This is a genomic window from Pseudoalteromonas sp. 2CM39R, assembly GCF_023161845.1.
In genome coordinates this window covers 347,185-363,888 of record NZ_JALNTM010000001.1, presented here as the reverse complement: position 1 = coordinate 363,888, position 16,704 = coordinate 347,185, and the positions used below count along the sequence as shown (strand labels likewise).

At 42.3% G+C, this 16,704-nt stretch carries 13 protein-coding genes; 7 read left to right on the top strand and 6 right to left on the bottom strand.

The annotated features are described in order from the left end of the window. Nucleotides 1-210 precede the first annotated feature (210 nt). The 5 genes from MTF66_RS01670 to MTF66_RS01650 are packed head-to-tail and all read left to right on the top strand — an operon-like array spanning nt 211 to nt 5,311. On the top strand, nt 211-2,019 hold the full coding sequence (locus MTF66_RS01670; protein WP_248526120.1) for a glycoside hydrolase family 3 protein: 1,809 nt from the start codon (nt 211-213) through the stop codon (nt 2,017-2,019). A gap of 48 nt (nt 2,020-2,067) precedes the next feature. Beyond that, on the top strand, nt 2,068-2,865 hold the full coding sequence (locus tag MTF66_RS01665) for a putative hydro-lyase (protein ID WP_248526119.1): 798 nt from the start codon (nt 2,068-2,070) through the stop codon (nt 2,863-2,865). A gap of 6 nt (nt 2,866-2,871) precedes the next feature. Then, complete coding sequence (locus tag MTF66_RS01660; RefSeq protein ID WP_248526483.1) at nt 2,872-3,603, top strand: 5-oxoprolinase subunit PxpA; 732 nt, start codon at nt 2,872-2,874, stop codon at nt 3,601-3,603. Then, nucleotides 3,588-4,451 (top strand): glutamate cyclase domain-containing protein, encoded by an 864-nt coding sequence (locus MTF66_RS01655; RefSeq protein WP_248526117.1) that lies wholly within the window; start codon nt 3,588-3,590, stop codon nt 4,449-4,451. The genes MTF66_RS01660 and MTF66_RS01655 overlap by 16 nt, the downstream gene beginning before the upstream one ends. 2 nt (nt 4,452-4,453) lie before the next feature. Then, complete coding sequence (locus tag MTF66_RS01650) at nt 4,454-5,311, top strand: aminotransferase class IV (RefSeq protein ID WP_248526116.1); 858 nt, start codon at nt 4,454-4,456, stop codon at nt 5,309-5,311. Nucleotides 5,312-5,360: 49 nt separating this feature from the next. Here MTF66_RS01650 and MTF66_RS01645 read toward each other — a convergent pair whose 3' ends face one another. The 3 genes from MTF66_RS01645 to MTF66_RS01635 all read right to left on the bottom strand — a co-directional run bounded on the left by MTF66_RS01645 (nt 5,361) and on the right by MTF66_RS01635 (nt 7,808). Beyond that, on the bottom strand, nt 5,361-6,341 hold the full coding sequence (locus MTF66_RS01645; RefSeq protein WP_248526115.1) for a WD40 repeat domain-containing protein: 981 nt from the start codon (nt 6,339-6,341) through the stop codon (nt 5,361-5,363). A 266-nt stretch (nt 6,342-6,607) separates the two neighbouring features. Next, nucleotides 6,608-7,063 (bottom strand): hypothetical protein, encoded by a 456-nt coding sequence (locus MTF66_RS01640; RefSeq protein ID WP_054563160.1) that lies wholly within the window; start codon nt 7,061-7,063, stop codon nt 6,608-6,610. Nucleotides 7,064-7,430: 367 nt separating this feature from the next. Beyond that, the gene (locus MTF66_RS01635) at nt 7,431-7,808 is read right to left on the bottom strand and encodes a VOC family protein (protein ID WP_248526114.1); all 378 of its coding nucleotides are present in this window, start codon (nt 7,806-7,808) and stop codon (nt 7,431-7,433) included. Nucleotides 7,809-7,970: 162 nt separating this feature from the next. Between MTF66_RS01635 and MTF66_RS01630 the strand changes: the two genes are divergently transcribed. Next, a complete protein-coding gene (locus MTF66_RS01630) occupies nt 7,971-9,992 on the top strand; it encodes a S9 family peptidase (protein ID WP_248526113.1) in 2,022 nt (673 codons plus the stop codon). Between the two features lie 1,000 nt (nt 9,993-10,992). On the opposite strand, the gene MTF66_RS01625 is transcribed toward MTF66_RS01630, so the two are convergent. Beyond that, nucleotides 10,993-12,594 (bottom strand): isocitrate lyase, encoded by a 1,602-nt coding sequence (locus MTF66_RS01625; RefSeq protein ID WP_058584382.1) that lies wholly within the window; start codon nt 12,592-12,594, stop codon nt 10,993-10,995. Nucleotides 12,595-12,824: 230 nt separating this feature from the next. Between MTF66_RS01625 and MTF66_RS01620 the strand changes: the two genes are divergently transcribed. Beyond that, nucleotides 12,825-14,999, top strand: coding sequence for a malate synthase G (locus MTF66_RS01620; protein WP_282454001.1), 2,175 nt, complete (start codon nt 12,825-12,827; stop codon nt 14,997-14,999). A 188-nt stretch (nt 15,000-15,187) separates the two neighbouring features. On the opposite strand, the gene MTF66_RS01615 is transcribed toward MTF66_RS01620, so the two are convergent. After that, nucleotides 15,188-15,913, bottom strand: a complete 726-nt coding sequence (locus MTF66_RS01615) for a YebC/PmpR family DNA-binding transcriptional regulator (RefSeq protein WP_054553380.1) — start codon at nt 15,911-15,913, stop codon at nt 15,188-15,190. 132 nt (nt 15,914-16,045) lie between these two features. After that, on the bottom strand, nt 16,046-16,663 hold the full coding sequence (locus MTF66_RS01610; RefSeq protein ID WP_054563153.1) for an HAD family hydrolase: 618 nt from the start codon (nt 16,661-16,663) through the stop codon (nt 16,046-16,048). Nucleotides 16,664-16,704 lie beyond the last annotated feature (41 nt).

Below are 16,704 nucleotides of genomic sequence, written 5' to 3'. Positions count from 1 at the left end.
GCCTATTAGCCCTATTTGGTGATCTAACTTAGCTTTTTGCAGTCGGACTCAAAAACCGCTAGGGTAGCAAAAAAATACTGTATTTATATTTAAAAACCCATTAACATCAAGAATAATTTATTCTAAAAACTAAATAAGCGTTTTGCTTTGGAGCTTGCTGTGTTAAATAAGTTTGCACTATCGTCACTGGTTATCGGATTAGGATGTTTCATGCCATTACAATCATCATTTGCTGAGTCTGCATTAACTTTAAAACAACAGTTAGGGCAAAAGCTCATGCTTGACCTACGTTATTACTGCGAGCAAGACCCAGGTGAACAAAAATGCCGTACACCGGTGACAGAGCTGCCGGCCGATTTAGCAAATATCATCACTAAACATAGCATTGGTGGGGTGATTTTATTTGCAGAAAATATCGATACCGTGCCGCAAGTGATCAAACTTAATAATGACCTACAAAAAGCCGCTGCTAAGTCAGAGTTAGGCTTACCGCTGTTTATTTCGATAGACCAAGAAGGTGGCCGAGTTGCCCGAATTCCTCGTGATGTTGGTACGTCGTTTACCGGTAACATGTCGATTGGCGCAACCTATAAAGAACATGGTACCCACTTCGCAACTGAATCTGCCCGCATTATTGCCGACGAGCTATTAGCACTGGGTGTAAATGTTAACTATGCACCCACGGTTGATGTAAACATGAACCCAGATAACCCAGTTATTAACGTGCGTTCTTACGGTGAAGATCCGCAATTGGTTGCAAAACTGGGTGGTGCCCAAGTGGCAGGGTTTGAAAACAACGGCGTTATTTCATCGTTAAAGCACTTTCCGGGGCATGGCGATACTAATGTAGATAGCCACACAGGCCTGCCAAAAGTAATGCATGATAAAGAAACCATTTGGCAGCAAGATCTCCCCCCTTTTAAAGAAATTATTAAAAACCAACAACCGGGTATGATCATGACTGCCCATATCCAATACCCTGCCCTTGATGACAGCACGTTTGTCAGTAAAGAAGGCAAAACCATGATCAAACCTGCAACGATGTCGCGCAAAATCATCACCGACTTATTACGGGACGAACTCGGTTATCAAGGTGTGGTGATCACAGATGCTCTCGATATGGCGGGGATCAGCCACTTTTTTGAACCAATTGAAGCGGTAATAAATACCTTTGCAGCGGGTGTTGATATTGCCCTGATGCCAATCGAAATCAGAAGCCCTAAAGACTTAGCTGTACTTGAAGCTCTGATTGAGCGATTAGAGCAAGAAGTACATCGCGGCACGTTAAATGCCAACGAAATGAATGCTTCTGCAACACGCATTTTAAAACTTAAAGAAAAGTTTAAACTCAGCTCTTCACTTGATGACGAAGCAGCCATCAAAAAAGCGCAGCTTTTACTGGGTGATCAAAGCCATCGAAAAGTAGAAGCTGAATTAGCATTGGCAGCTATCACCGAAGTGAAAAACGAGAAAAACACCCTACCGCTTAACATTAAATCGGGCAGCAAAGTGCATATTATTATGCCAGATACCCGCAAATGCTATGCTTTGCAGCAGGCGTTAATTGATAACACCGATAAGCTAATCAGCTTTAGCTGCACAAGTTTGCAAGGCTATGAGCCGCTTGCAACATTAAAAGAAATTAACGAAGCCGACATTATCATTGCCGCTAATGCGTCACCAAAACAAAGTGCTGTTGAAGTCGGCGGGATGGATGATTTAGCTGATAACCCTGAGTTTGCAATTGCTAAAGCCGATCAATCAGCGGCATTAGAATCATTGTTAAAACAAGCAAAATTAGCCCATAAAAAGACCGTATTTGTCAGCTTACGCGCCCCTTACGATATTGCCCAATTTGGAAAATTTGGCGATGCTGTACTTGCCACCTATGCTTACAATATAGATGTAGATACAGATGAAAAGATTGCTGGTCCTGCTTTTACAGCGCTGGCAAACGTTTTACTAGGGAAAGCCCCTGCTAAAGGACAGCTGCCCGTTACTATTAATGACCTGAACTGAGTGTTATTGTAGCAACAATGGGCAAGTGTTAATTTCAAGGAGAGTCACATGCAAAAAAATGCATCTTTAACCACTCCAGCGGCTATTCGTAAAATGGTACGCGAGGGTGACTACACGGGCAATACATCGGGCTTTGCACCGGGCTTTGTGCAAGCTAATTTAGTGATTTTACCTAAACAATACGCGTTTGATTTTTTGCAGTTTAGCCAAGCAAACCCGAAAGCTTGCCCAATCATTGCAACTAGCCGTATACCGGGCGTTACCGATATGCCAACTGTTGGTGAAGACATTGATATTCGTAGCGACTTACCCCGTTACCGCGTCTTTAAACAAGGTCAAATGGTTGAAGAGCTTACCGATATTACGAATCATTGGCGCGACGATTTAGTCACCTTTTTAATTGGTTGCTCGTTCTCATTTGAAGAAGCACTAATTGCTGCGGGTCTTGAGATCAGAAACATCAGCGAACAAAAAAATGTGCCAATGTATGTAACCAATATGGCTTGCCAAAGTGCGGGGATTTTTCACGCCAATATGGTTGTAAGCATGCGCCCAATGAAACCTGCCGATGCCATTCGTGCGATCCAAATTTGCAGTCGTTTTCCAAGTGTACATGGTGCGCCAGTGCATTTTGGTGACCCTGCAGCAATTGGCATTAAAGATATCAACAAACCTGAGTTTGGTGATGCGGTGACCATTAAAGAAGGCGAAGTGCCCGTATTTTGGGCCTGTGGTGTGACTCCACAAGTTGCAATTGCCAACGCGGCACCTGATTTTTGTATCACGCATAGCCCAGGGCATATGCTGATCACCGATATTCCAAATAGTAAAATGGCAGCGTTATAAATGACGATGAAACTAAACTGTGACCTTGGCGAAAGCTTTGGCATGTGGAAAATGGGCTTAGACGAGCAAGTTATGCCACATATTGATATGGCAAATATTGCTTGTGGCTTTCATGCTGGCGATGCCGATGTGATGGCAAACACCCTAGCCCTCGCCAAGCAACACAAAGTAATGGTTGGCGCACATCCAAGTTACCCAGATAAGCAAGGCTTTGGTCGCCGCTCAATGGCTATGAGCGAAAAAGAGCTGACTAATTGCCTGCATTATCAAATTGCTGCAATTGATGGTATGGCTGCAGTACATGGTTTAACGCTCGAATACGTTAAGCCACATGGCGCATTGTATAACGATATGATGAGTGACGAGCAAACGCTGAATATTGTTATGCGCGCAGTGGCTAGTTATGCAAAGCCATTAAAGTTGATGATTTTAGCTACCAACCAAGCAGCCAAACACAAAGTACAAGCAAAAGAGCTTGAACTAGAACTGATTTTAGAAGCATTTGCCGACCGTCAATACACAGACGAAGGTAAACTTGTTGCGCGCTCTTTAGCCGGCAGTGTACACGACAAACCGGCGCTAATGGCACAGGTAAAACAGTTAGTTGCACATGGCACAGTGACAACGCGAAGTGGTCAGCAACTGGCACTTAATGCCGATAGTCTATGTGTTCATGGCGATAATGAAGCAGGTATTGCGCTCATTCAAGAGATCAAAGCACTATGTCAGCAAGTTTAAGCGACGCAGCGCTCAGCCAACAAATTGAAACCATGATGGTTGAACAAAACCCACGTGGTATGCAGCATTTATACGCAAAACAACTAACGGGGACGTATTTACGTGCGGCAAAACACCTTTATAAAGCACAAGGCACTGTGTTGATAGGTACTGGCTTTGCGGTTAACAATACTTTCGAGACTGATGGTCCGGTTGGTGCAATTGCACTTTACAAGGTACTCGAAAAGCTTGGTAAACAGCCCATTTTGGTTACTGGCAACCCCCTTTACAGTGCCTTGAAAAATGACTTTAACTGTTTTGAGTTACCAATTAATAGCATTGATAATGCGCACACTTTTAGTATTAAAGCCCTTGCGCAGCTAAAGCCTGATTGTGTTTTATCAATAGAACGCCCGGGGCTTAACGAGCATCAGCGTTATTATAATATGCGCGGTATTGATATTTCGGAGCATTGTGGCTGCTTTGATTTTTTTGTGACAGAAGCACCCTGCCCCACCATAGCGATTGGTGATGGCGGTAACGAAATAGGCATGGGTAACCTTGCACAGCACATGCAAGCGCTAAACATCACTCCTTGTTTAACAACCTGTGATGAGCTGTTACTCGCCGATGTATCTAACTGGGCAGCATACGGGCTCATTGCCTTTTTAAGTCGCTGGCACAACACAGATTTGCTGGCTGATATTGAGCCACTCAACATTTTACATTACCTAAGTGAGCGCGGTAGTGTCGATGGCGTCACCCATAAAAATGAGCTCACCGAAGACGGCCTGCATGCAATGCATGGTCAACAATTAATAACTCGGCTTCGCCAAATTGGCGGCTTTACGACAGAGAATGAGGTTTAACAATGGGCACGGTATACCTAAACGGTGAATACCTTGGCGCTGATGAAGCAAAGATTTCACCAATGGATCGCGGCTTCTTATTTGGCGATGGCATCTATGAAGTGATCCCATCATACCAAGGCAAAATGCTTGGCTTTGGCGCACATATTGAGCGTATGAATAACGGTTTAAACGAACTTGAAATTAAGCTCGATTACAGTGCCGATACATGGCGTAAAATCTGTAATGATTTATGCGAGAAAAACCAAGGTGACAACCTAGGGATTTATTTGCACGTTAGCCGCGGCGCCGACACTAAACGTGCTCACGGTTACCCAACTAATATTACCCCGACCGTATTCGCGTTTGCTTTTGAAATTCCAGCAGAGCCAAAAGGCGATATCGACAATGCAACAACTTACACTGTATCGCTTGAGCAAGACCGTCGCTGGCAACGTTGCCATATTAAATCAACGGCACTGCTTGGCAACGTGATCCATTATCAACATGGCGCAGCAGCGGGTAACAAAGAAACCATTCTATTTAACCGCTTAGAAGAAATTACCGAAGCTAGTTCAAGTAATGTATTTATTGTAAAAGATGGTGTGATCAGTACGCCACCACTTGATAACCAAATTTTACCGGGGATCACCCGCTGGTTAATCCTCAATATTCTTCACAGTTACAGTGACTTTAAAGTGCAAGAGCGCATTATTAGTAAAGATGAGTTACTTGATGCCGACGAAGTATGGATCACCAGCGCCACTAAAGAAGTTGGCCCAGTTGTAAAGGTAAATGGCAAGTTAGTTGGCGATGGTAAGCCTGGTGCAGTTTGGCAACAAGTGCAAAGCTTGTTTACCAAGCATAAGTTTGATTACTAATTTAATCGTACTCAAAAACAAACGCCTACTCAGAGTAGGCGTTTTTGTTTTAGCTTTTATTTGCTTTATAAGGCCAAGCTTGCAATAGGCCGTCACTGGTTTCTGAATATAGTTGCTTACCATCGTACGCCACACTTAGTACTGACGTACGTTGGCGCTGTTGTTTAGCTTCGTATTCAGCGATTAATTCACCATCTGCAACGCGATATAAACGCATCTTCATTTTTGGTGATCCCGTTAATAGCCATTTATCTTGATTGATAAATTGCGATGCAGTGAATTCAATAAAGTTAGAGTATGAGGCCACTTCTGACAGCTCTTTTTTATTGGCTAAATCAAAAAATACACGATCATCTACCGAGTCAATTGCAAAGCCCAAGCTTGCTGTTTTATTTAGAGTAACGTGATTCACTCTGGTCGCTAAACGCTCTTCAAAGCGAGTGCTACCATCACTTGTTGACCAAAGCTTAACGTACTTGTCGCTTGAGCCAGTAAACGCCCACTGACCATCAGCCGATAACGCCACGCTATTAATATCTAAGCGATGAATATCAAAACGCTTAGTATCACCTGTGCGAGTATTTATTACCTCAGCCTTGCCGCTACGATAAGCGATAACCAACGTATCGCCTACGGCTGAAATAGCGATGTCTCTAGCGATTTCTTGCCCGGTAAGCCAAGTACCAATACTACGCCCAGTGCGAGTATCGTATAAAGTCACCGATAATCGATTTGAAATGAAAAAACGAGATTTGTTAGCGCTAAAGCCCGCAAGCTCAACATGTTCAGCGCCCTGCCCTGTTATACAATCGTACAAACGCGCTTTTAACTGATTATCCCAAACGCACACCTCAGATTGGGTTGCCACTAACGCGTGACTAGCATCCTCGGTTAGCGCCGTGGCACTTAGTAGCTCATTGCCATGGGCAAACTCACTACTAGCAGGGGCAGTAAACACCTCACCTCCACCACAGCCCACAAGGCTCAGTGCAAATGCACAAGAAAGAGGTTTAAGCAGTTTCGACGTCATGATTATTCTCTATTTTTATAATTATTTTGTATAGAGGCAGTGTAATGAAAATAAGCGGAAGTTGGTAGGGGAACTAGCTGTCAGCTTTCAGCCGTCAGCCATCAGTTTTTGTAGGCGTGAAATTTACTTCGCGCGACTTTTTGCGAGTTGTAGGTCGTGCTTTAGCGCGTTTTCTAAAAAGTTCGCTTTGCTTACCATGAGATCTATTGTTCTAGTTAGTGTTTGAAACAGATTCACAATTAACAGTCGATTTTTTTGATGTTTCTCTAATCAGGTGAAAACTCAAAAGCAATGACTACTTCGTTATATTTTAGCTGACTTAAAGTATTAGTAAAAAGTTCTAAATCATCCTCAGTCCCTTTAATTAACGTTACATCATTTTTACTTAAAAAGATCAGTGTTTTAGAAAATAAAAATGCCATACATTCAAAACGAATAGAATTTGAACCAGCCTCCTGGAATGGGCAAAATTGATTAAATATCTTAGCCCCATAAACACCATTTTCATTTTTAGCGTTTAGCCAATCAAAATTTGCACAAATGCACCAAAACTTAGCAACTTTCTTTATTTCAACTGATTCAGCCCCTAAAATTAATGCACCCTCTGCTATATTTGCAGAAATAACTTTTGGACAAGGTCCATTAGTACCAAAATACAAATTGCTTCTCTGAATAACATGCTCTTGCCAACTTAATGATTTGATATCACTCTGCTTATACATCAACCCACCTCTTTGTTAATAAACACATGATATATATCCCAGTGCTCTGCTATTTGTTTCTAGCCCATTATATACGGCCCCAGCTCTTCAGGTATCGAGTTTAAAATATCGAATAAAGGACTTGGCTTACTGAATGTAGAATAGAAGTTGCCAGATATTACACGATGTTACTGGCACGCCATGTAAGCATAGAGCCAAAGTAAAGTTAAGAGTTACGCGGCATAAAGCTACATAAGCTAGGCCCTGTTTCCTAGAGCCTAGCGCCTATTCACTTTACTCTTTCTAACTTTACTCTTTCTAACTTTACTCTTTCTAACTTTACTCTTTCTAACTTTACTCTTTCTAACTTTCCCCTTGCTAACTTTCTTTACCCATGCGTAAAACAAAACACATTAAGTTTATTACCGTCTAGGTCTCTAAAGTATCCCGCATAAAAGCCGGGCATTTCGCGTGGGCCGGGAGCGCCTTCGTCAGTGCCACCTAATTCTATGGCCTTTTTATAAAAGGCATCTGCTTGGGCTGGGGTTTCGACTGCTAGAGCAATCATAGTGCCGTTACCTACAGTAGCTTTTTCATCGTTATAAGGTTTGGTAACCGCAAAACCGGGCTTATCTTGGCCAGTGCTCCATGCGACAAAGCGGTCAGTTTCTAAAAAGCGCTCGGCGTTTAGAGTGGCGAACAATTCATCGTAATACTTTACTGCTTTAGCTAGGTTGTTAGTGCCTAACATGATGTAACCTATCATTGTGTGCTCCTTACGTTTAAAAGTGTCTGTACTCAACATAAAAGGGAAATGACCATCTGTCTATTGATTTCTCCATTCATCGCAATGGACTATATTTCTGATGGTTGTTACTTTATAACAGGTTAACACGCCCTAATTACTGCTCACTAACAAGGAAATAAAATGAAGTTTAAAACGTCTTTAGCACTGCTTGCAGCAGCTAGCTTTTACAGCCATGCAGGAGCTAGCAATACCTTTCAACTTGAAAATGTTTTTGATCTTGAATATGCCAACCAAATAGAAATGACAAAAAATGGCGATACAATTTACTTTGTGCGCAATCGCATGGATATCAAAAGCGACCGTAAAGTCAGCAATATTTGGTCAGTAAACCCAGATGGTAAAACCATGCTACCGCTAACGTCTGGCGTGCATATGGATTACTCTCCGGTATTGTCACCAGATGAAACTCGTTTAGCGTTTATTTCTACCCGAGATGGTAGCAGCCAAATCTATGTAAAATGGTTAAAAACCGGTAACGTAGCAAAGATTAGTAACCTTACACAAAGCCCTGGCGGATTAACTTGGACGCCAGATGGCAAACAATTGGTGTTCAGCCAGTTTGTGCCAGCAAAATCAGCAAGCCCAGTGTCTTTACCGGGTAAGCCTGATGGCGCTAAGTGGGCAGAGCCAGCTAAATATATTGACGATACATATTACCGTGCCGATGGCGGTGGCTACTCTGAAAAAGGTTATCGTCACTTTTTTATCATCAGTGCAACGGGCGGCAATGCTCGTCAATTGAGCTCTGGTGATTTTGATCATGGTGGTGCTATTAGCTTTAACGAACAAGGCGATGCGTTTTATTTTTCGGCTAATCGTTATGAAGATAATGAATTACACCCAACTGAATCTGAAATCTATAAACTTAGCTTAGCGGATCGTGCAATTGCCCAAATAACAGATCGTAAAGGCCCAGATTCACGTCCTAAAGTCTCTCCAAATGGTCGTTACCTGGCATACACAGGCTATGACGACAAAAAGACTAACTATGAAAACAGCAACATTTATTTACTTGATTTAAAATCAGGTAAAACCTCAGTACTCACTGCTGATTTAGACCGTAGTGTCGAAGATATAAAATGGGATGATAGCGGCAGAGGCCTTTATTTTAGCTACGATAGCGAAGGCAAAACACACTTAGCTTACCAGCCACGTAGTGGTAAACATAAAGTGATTACCTCACAGATTGGTAGTGTTGCCTTTGGGCGCCCATATTCAGGTGGTGACTTTGATGTGAGCGAAGATGGTGAAGTTGCATTCACACTCGCAGATACCCAGCGTCCAGCTGATGTAGCATTAATTAAGCGCGGTAAAACCGCACGTTTAACGCAATTAAACGAAGATGCGCTGGGTGACAAAGAGCTGGCTAAGGTTGAAGAAATTTGGGTTAAATCAAGCCACGACGGTTTGGCTATTCAAGGTTGGATTGCTTACCCACCGGGTTTTGATAAAAACAAAAAGTACCCACTTGTTTTAGAGATCCACGGCGGTCCTGTTGCAAACTATGGTCCTCACTTTAGCCCTGAAGTACAATTATACGCAGCCAAAGGTAATGTTGTACTTTATATGAACCCGCGCGGCAGTGACTCATACGGCAAAGAATTTGCGCAAACAATTCATCATAACTACCCAAGTAATGACTTTGATGACTTAATGACAGGTGTTGATGCTGTCATCAATAAGGGCTTTATTGATGAGAGTAAATTGTTTGTTACCGGCGGTTCAGGTGGCGGTGTTTTAACTGCATGGATTGTGGGTCATACAGACCGCTTTGCAGCAGCTGTTGTTGCTAAACCTGTCATCAATTGGATCAGCTTTGTACTAACTGCTGACTTCTACCCTTTCTTTGCTGACTATTGGTTCCCAGGTAAACCATGGGACAATATTGAGCATTATATGAAGCGCTCTCCAATTAGCTATGTGGGCAATGTAAAAACACCAACTATGCTATTAACCGGTGAATCAGACTATCGTACGCCGATTTCTGAAACCGAGCAATTTTACCAAGCATTAAAGCTACAAGGCGTTGATACAGCGATGGTGCGTATTCCTAACGCTTCACATGGTATTACCGCTCGCCCATCAAACCTGATGACCAAAGTCGCCTATATTCAATGGTGGTTTGATAAGCATAGTGAGTAGTTGCGAGTTGCGAGTTGCGAGTTGCGAGTTGCGAGTTGCGAGTTGCGAGTTGCGAGCAATAGTTTAGGTGCGGCTTTATGCCGCGCCATACACAAAACATAAAATAGTTTCACACTTACCTGTAGCAGCGGCTTTATGCCGCGTCATTTAGTAAAACTATAACGCGTGGTAAACCCGCTGCTACTTTCTAACTTTCCCCTTTCTAACTTTCCCCTTTCTAACTTTCCCCTTTCTAACTTTCCCCTTTCTAACTTTCCCCTTTCTAACTTTACTCTTTCTAACTTTACTCTTTCTAACTTTACTCTTTCTAACTTTCCCCTCGCTAACTCCTCCCCTGTAAACCCCCTTTACAGTCAAAATGTGAGTAACTCCTTACATACATTTTTCAAATATCGGACATTAATCCAAAAGCAGTTAGTAAAAAATCGGTTTATAGCCAAAATCAGTAACTTGAGTTAGTAAAAAATCGGTTTGTGCCGCTAAAAACCTAGCTTCAGTTAGTAAAATTTTGGTTTGTAAGGATGTTGAGTTGGTAAAAAATCGGTTTATAGCTTGGGTGAGTTAATAAAAAATCGGTTTGTAAATCGCAAGATTCTACAAAACAGTCCTAAATTGCCGTTTAAATGACCTAATTTTAGCCACTCTAGAGGCTGTAATCAGACAATAAGCCCTAAATTAAGGCTCATAAGGCGGAGGTAGTTAAATCCTGATCTAAAATTCTTAGGCTGGTAAATACGTGATCTGTATTTTTATAAAGCTAGTAAATGGCTGATCCAAGACTTAGTTAAAGAGTGATCCGAGATGCGAGATACAAGGTGCGAGGTGAGAGATGCGAGGTGCGAGATACGAGACGCGAGGTGAGAGATACGAGACGCGAGGTGAGAGGTGAGAGGTGAGAGGTGAGAGATGCGTGTCTGGTAGCTGACGGCTAAAATGTGAAAAAGGGCCCGAAGGCCCCTAACAACATTATTGAATAGCTATAAAGGAAATTACAACTTGGTTAGAACTGGTTCATGGTATTTGCTTCACCACCGGCTTTAAGTGCATTTTCACCAGAGAAGTACTCTTTATGAGTATCACCAATGTTAGAACCTGCTAGGTCTTGGTGTTTCACTGATGCTTGCTCACGGCGGATTTCTTGACGTTGTACGTCGCGAACATACGCTAGCATGCCTAGGTCGCCGAAATAGCCTTCTGATAGAATATCAGTGCTTAGCGCCGCTGTATGGTAAGTTGGTAGCGTTATTAGGTGGTGGAAGATACCCGCTTCACGTGCACCATCTTTTTGGAAGTTTTGTACAAGTACGTCTGCTGCCGCTGCAAGCTCAGTGTCATCCATTTCTGGCGCCATTAATGCTTTATTGTCATCGATGCTTGGGTAAGCAGATAGGTCTTTACCTTGTTCTTGCCACTCAGCATATACTTGCTCACGGAATTTAAGTGTCCAGTTGAACGACGGTGAGTTGTTGTATACCAGCTTAGCATTTGGTACTTGCTCTTTAACGCGGTTTACAAGCTCAGCGATTTGTTTAACGTTTGGCTTTTCTGTTTCAATCCACAGTAAGTCTGCGCCTGATTGCAAGCTTGTTACACAATCAAGAACTACGCGGTCTTTCTCTGTGCCTTCACGGAACTGGTATAAACCATTATCTAAACGTGTTGGTTTGCAAAGCTGACCATTCAGCTTCATTGCTGTGTCGCCTTCATTTAAGTCATCTACACTGTTTACTGGTGTGGTTTCAAGGAATGACGTGTATTGGCTAGCAAGGTCGCCAGGTGTTTTAGATACTGGCACTTTTTGAGTAAGGCTTGCACCTAATGAGTCAGTACGAGCAACGATAATACCGTTATCAATACCAAGCTCTAAGAATGCGTAACGAACAGCGTTAATTTTTGCTAGGAAATCTTCATGCGGTACAGTTACTTTACCAGCTTGGTGACCACATTGTTTTGCGTCAGATACTTGGTTCTCGATTTGGATAGCACATGCACCCGCTTCAATCATCTTTTTAGCAAGTAGGTAAGTTGCTTCTTCGTTACCAAAACCCGCATCGATATCAGCAATAATTGGCACAACATGGCTTTCAAAGTTGTCGATTTTATCTAATGCTGCTTGAACGTCACCACCGTTTGCTTTCGCTTCGTCTAGGTCTTTGTAAAGGTGGTCAAGTTCACGTGCATCAGCTTGCTTTAAGAAAGTGTAGATTTCTTCGATTAGCGCTGGAACAGATGTTTTTTCATGCATACTTTGGTCTGGTAATGGGCCAAACTCAGAGCGAAGTGCCGCAACCATCCAGCCACTTAGGTATACATAGCTGCGTTTAGTTGTTTTGTTATGACGTTTAATTGCCATCATCATTTGCTGTGCAGTGAAACCATGCCAACAACCTAATGATTGTGTGTATTGGCTGTGGTCAGCATCATAAGCAGCCATGTCTGCACGCATAATATCTGCAGTGTATTGAGCAATGTCTAGACCCGTACGAAAACGGTTTTGTAAGCGCATACGGCTTGCGTATTCAGGGTTGATTGACTGCCACGTTTTGCCTTGTGTTTGACATAAAGTAGCTAGGTTATCGGTTTCGCGTTGATATGTTGTCATAATAAAAATCCTTCGAACGGGTTATCTATTTTTTGTTAGTGAGAGTGGCTACTTGGCGTTTGCTTCGTAGCGCTTAATTCAACATTAGGCGGATTTTTTGGATTTAGTAAATTTATAGTTGTTATTGCCACTATATCTTTAGTGAATGGCAAATAGCCTGCTTATTAGCCTTTTTTACGATATGGTTGAACCATGAATGATCAAATTAAGCTCGTTTAAAGGACATTATTATGACCACTCTCTCACTTAACGGTTTAAGCGTTGATCAACAACTTGCACAGTTTGTTGAACAGCAACTTTTACCTGGAACAGGCATTAGCACAGACACCTTTTGGCAAGGTTTTGCTGATATCGTCAATGAACTAACGCCAATCAATCGTGCACTTTTAGAAAAACGCGAACAACTACAAGCTAAGATTGATGACTACCACAAGCAGCAGCCGGTATGGGATGCAACTAACTATCAAGCATTCCTTGAAGACATTGGCTACCTCGTTCCTGAGCCAGCTAGCTTCAGCATAGAAACAGACCAAGTAGAGCCTGAAATCGCAAGCACTGCAGGGCCGCAGCTTGTTGTGCCAGTAAGCAATGCACGCTTTGCCTTAAATGCAGCAAATGCACGCTGGGGCTCTTTGTATGATGCGCTATACGGCACTGATGTGTTAAGTGAAGACGACGGCGCTGAGAAAGGCTCTACATACAACCCTGTACGTGGCTTTAAAGTGATGGCTTATGCCCGCCAGTTCCTCGATAAAGCATTGCCTTTAGCAAATGGCTCACACATCGAAAGCACCAGCTATTCGGTGGTAAATAATGAGCTTTTAATCACATTACGTGACAGTAGTCAGGTTCGTTTAGCAAACCCTGAACAACTTATTGGCTACCAAGGTGAAGCGCAAAACCCAAGCGCTATCTTATTGAAAAATAATGGCTTACATGTAGAACTGCAAATTGACCATCATCACCCAATCGGGCAAGCAGATAAAGCAGGTCTTAAAGATGTACTACTTGAAGCAGCCCTCACAACAATTATGGACTGTGAAGATTCTGTTGCTGCCGTTGATGCCGAAGACAAAGTAAACGTTTATCAAAACTGGCTTGGTTTAATGCAAGGAAACCTTGTAGAAGCATTTAACAAAGGCGGTAAAACTATTGAACGCCGTTTAGCACAAGACCGCCAATACCAAGCTTTAAGTGGTGAAACAATCACGCTAAAAGGCCGTAGCATGATGTTTGTGCGTAATGTTGGCCACTTAATGACTAACCCAGCTATCAAAGATAGTGAAGGCAATGACGTGTTTGAGGGCATTATGGATGCCATTATCACCAGCACTGCAGCACTTCATGACTTAAAAGGTACAAGCAGCCTTAAAAATTCAACAGCTAATAGCATTAATATTGTTAAACCAAAAATGCATGGCCCAGAAGAAGTGGCATTTACAAATACTCTATTTACGCGTGTGGAGCAGCTGTTAGGCTTACCAGCAAACACCATTAAAATGGGTATTATGGATGAAGAACGTCGTACTTCAGCTAACTTAAAAGCCTGTATTTTCGAAGCTAAAAAGCGTGTTGTATTCATCAATACCGGCTTCTTAGACCGCACCGGTGACGAAATTCATACTTCAATGCAAGCAGGTGTAGTACTGCCAAAAGGCGCTATTAAACTTGAGCCTTGGATCAGCGCATACGAAGACCGCAACGTAGATATTGGTCTTGCAACTGGCCTTAGTGGTAAAGCACAGATTGGTAAGGGTATGTGGCCAATGCCAGATAAAATGGCGTTAATGATGGAACAAAAAAGTGGTCACCCTAAAAGTGGTGCAAATACCGCGTGGGTGCCCTCTCCTACTGCAGCAACACTGCATGCTATGCATTATCACGACATTGATGTATTTGCTTGTCAAAAAGCGCTTATGGACCGCAAAGAAGCAAGCCTTACCAGCTTACTCACTCCGCCACTTATGAAAGATGCCAGCAGCTTAAGCAAAGAAGATATTCAAGCCGAACTTGATAACAACGCACAGGGTATTTTAGGTTATGTTGTGCGTTGGATTGACCAAGGTATTGGTTGCTCAAAAGTACCAGACATCAACCATGTCGGTTTAATGGAAGACCGTGCCACACTGCGTATTTCAAGCCAGCACATGGCCAACTGGCTGTATCATGGTGTTTGTTCTGAAGAGCAAATTAGAAAAACCATGGCACGCATGGCGAAAGTTGTTGATGGACAAAATGAAGGGGATCCGGCCTACAAAAATATGGCTGATTCAACCGAAACCTTAGCACAAAGTGTTGCTTATCAAGCGGCGCTAGCCCTTGTATTAGAGGGAGTTAAACAACCTAGTGGCTATACTGAACCATTATTGCATGCGTTCCGTATTAAGTATAAGTCGTTAAATTAGCCACTACACAACTCCCCTTCGAGTTTCATGTGTCGTTCATAGCAGCCCAAGGGCTGCTTTTTTTTTGACTTATATCAACTGAAATCATAACGACAGTGAATAGCCACCATTCATGACATAATAAAAATCTATTAAAAAAGGGGCATTTGTTACCAAATGCCCCTTTTTACGTACTAATTTTTTAAAAATTAGTTTTTGACAATCGCATTGTGATAAACGTTTTGCACGTCATCACAGTCATCAAGCATAGAAATAAACTTTTCAAAGTTTGCGATATCATCTGGATCAGTGATGTCAGTATGAACTTGTGGAACAAACGTGATTTCGTCTACTTCAAAGTTAATACCTTCAAATGCTTCTTCAAGAGCAGTTTTTGCTTTGTAGTACTCAGTATGTGGAGCGAAAACTGACACTTTGCCATCTTCTACTTCTACATCAGTTACGTCTACATCAGCCATCATTAGCGCTTCAAGTACAACTTCGTCGTCATCACCTTCAAAGCCTAAAACAGCTAAGTGATCGAACATATGCGCAACGCAACCCGGTGTGCCAATTTTTGAATCTGTTTTTGTAAACGGTAAACGTACATCTTTAATAGTACGGTTAGGGTTATCAGTTAAACAGTCTACAATTACCATACAGTTACCAGGGCCATAACCTTCGTAACGTGCAGGAGAATAGTCTTCCCCTGCTCCACCGGCGGCTTTTTTGATTGCATTATCGATTACGTGTGCTGGAACTTGGTCTTTTTTTGCACGCTCAATAATACGTTTTAGCGCTTGGTTAACTTCTGGATCTGGTTCGCCATTTTTAGCAACAACGTAGATTTCTTTTCCGTACTTAGAATTTACTTTAGTTTTTGCATTGGCTGTTTTAGCCATGGCGTTTTTGCGGACTTCAAATGCTCTGCCCATCTTATGCCTCTATGAATACATTTGATAATTGCCGATATTTTAGCAACTCATGACGGCTTGGGCTAGTACTAGGACATTTTGAAAAATAAAAAACTAACAATTAATCTCAGGAAAAATTAAAAACAAGGCTATTTAACATAACACCTTATTCTCTTGGAATGAGTCAACCAAAGTAGGTAGTTCTGAAAAATGATGCATTACATAATCGGCTTGATTAGCATACTCAGGAATTTCATCTGGCGCGTACAAGCAAGCACGCATATTGGCATTATGCGCAGCCTGAATATCAAATAAGTAATCGCCAACATAAAGTAACTCTGATTGATCAAGTTCCCATAATGTCGCAATCGCATTTAAAGCACTTGGATCAGGCTTAGCTGGCGCATCAGAGCGAGTCAGCACAGTTTCTATTGGTAAGGGGTTATTCTTTAATTTAATAGCAGCTGCACGGTCGTAGTTACGAGTTACAATCGCCATCGGGATGTTATTTTCTTTAAGCCTAGTAATTGCATCAGCAACACCTGGCAATAAATGAGCGTGTTGTGCATCTATGAGTTCATGCTGATGAACTATGTTCATCGCCTCTTCACGCATGTAAGGCGAAGGTAATGATGCAATGTAAGCAAGTAAGTCATTCTCAACAGGACAGCCCACCTGCGCTTTGATAAGCGAAAAATCCAACTCTGATGAAACCAAAGTACCATCTAAGTCAAAGATTACACCACGGATATTGTTGTCATGGATAGTCATATAAATCCCTGTATATGAGAATTGGGAAAATTTTGAAGCCC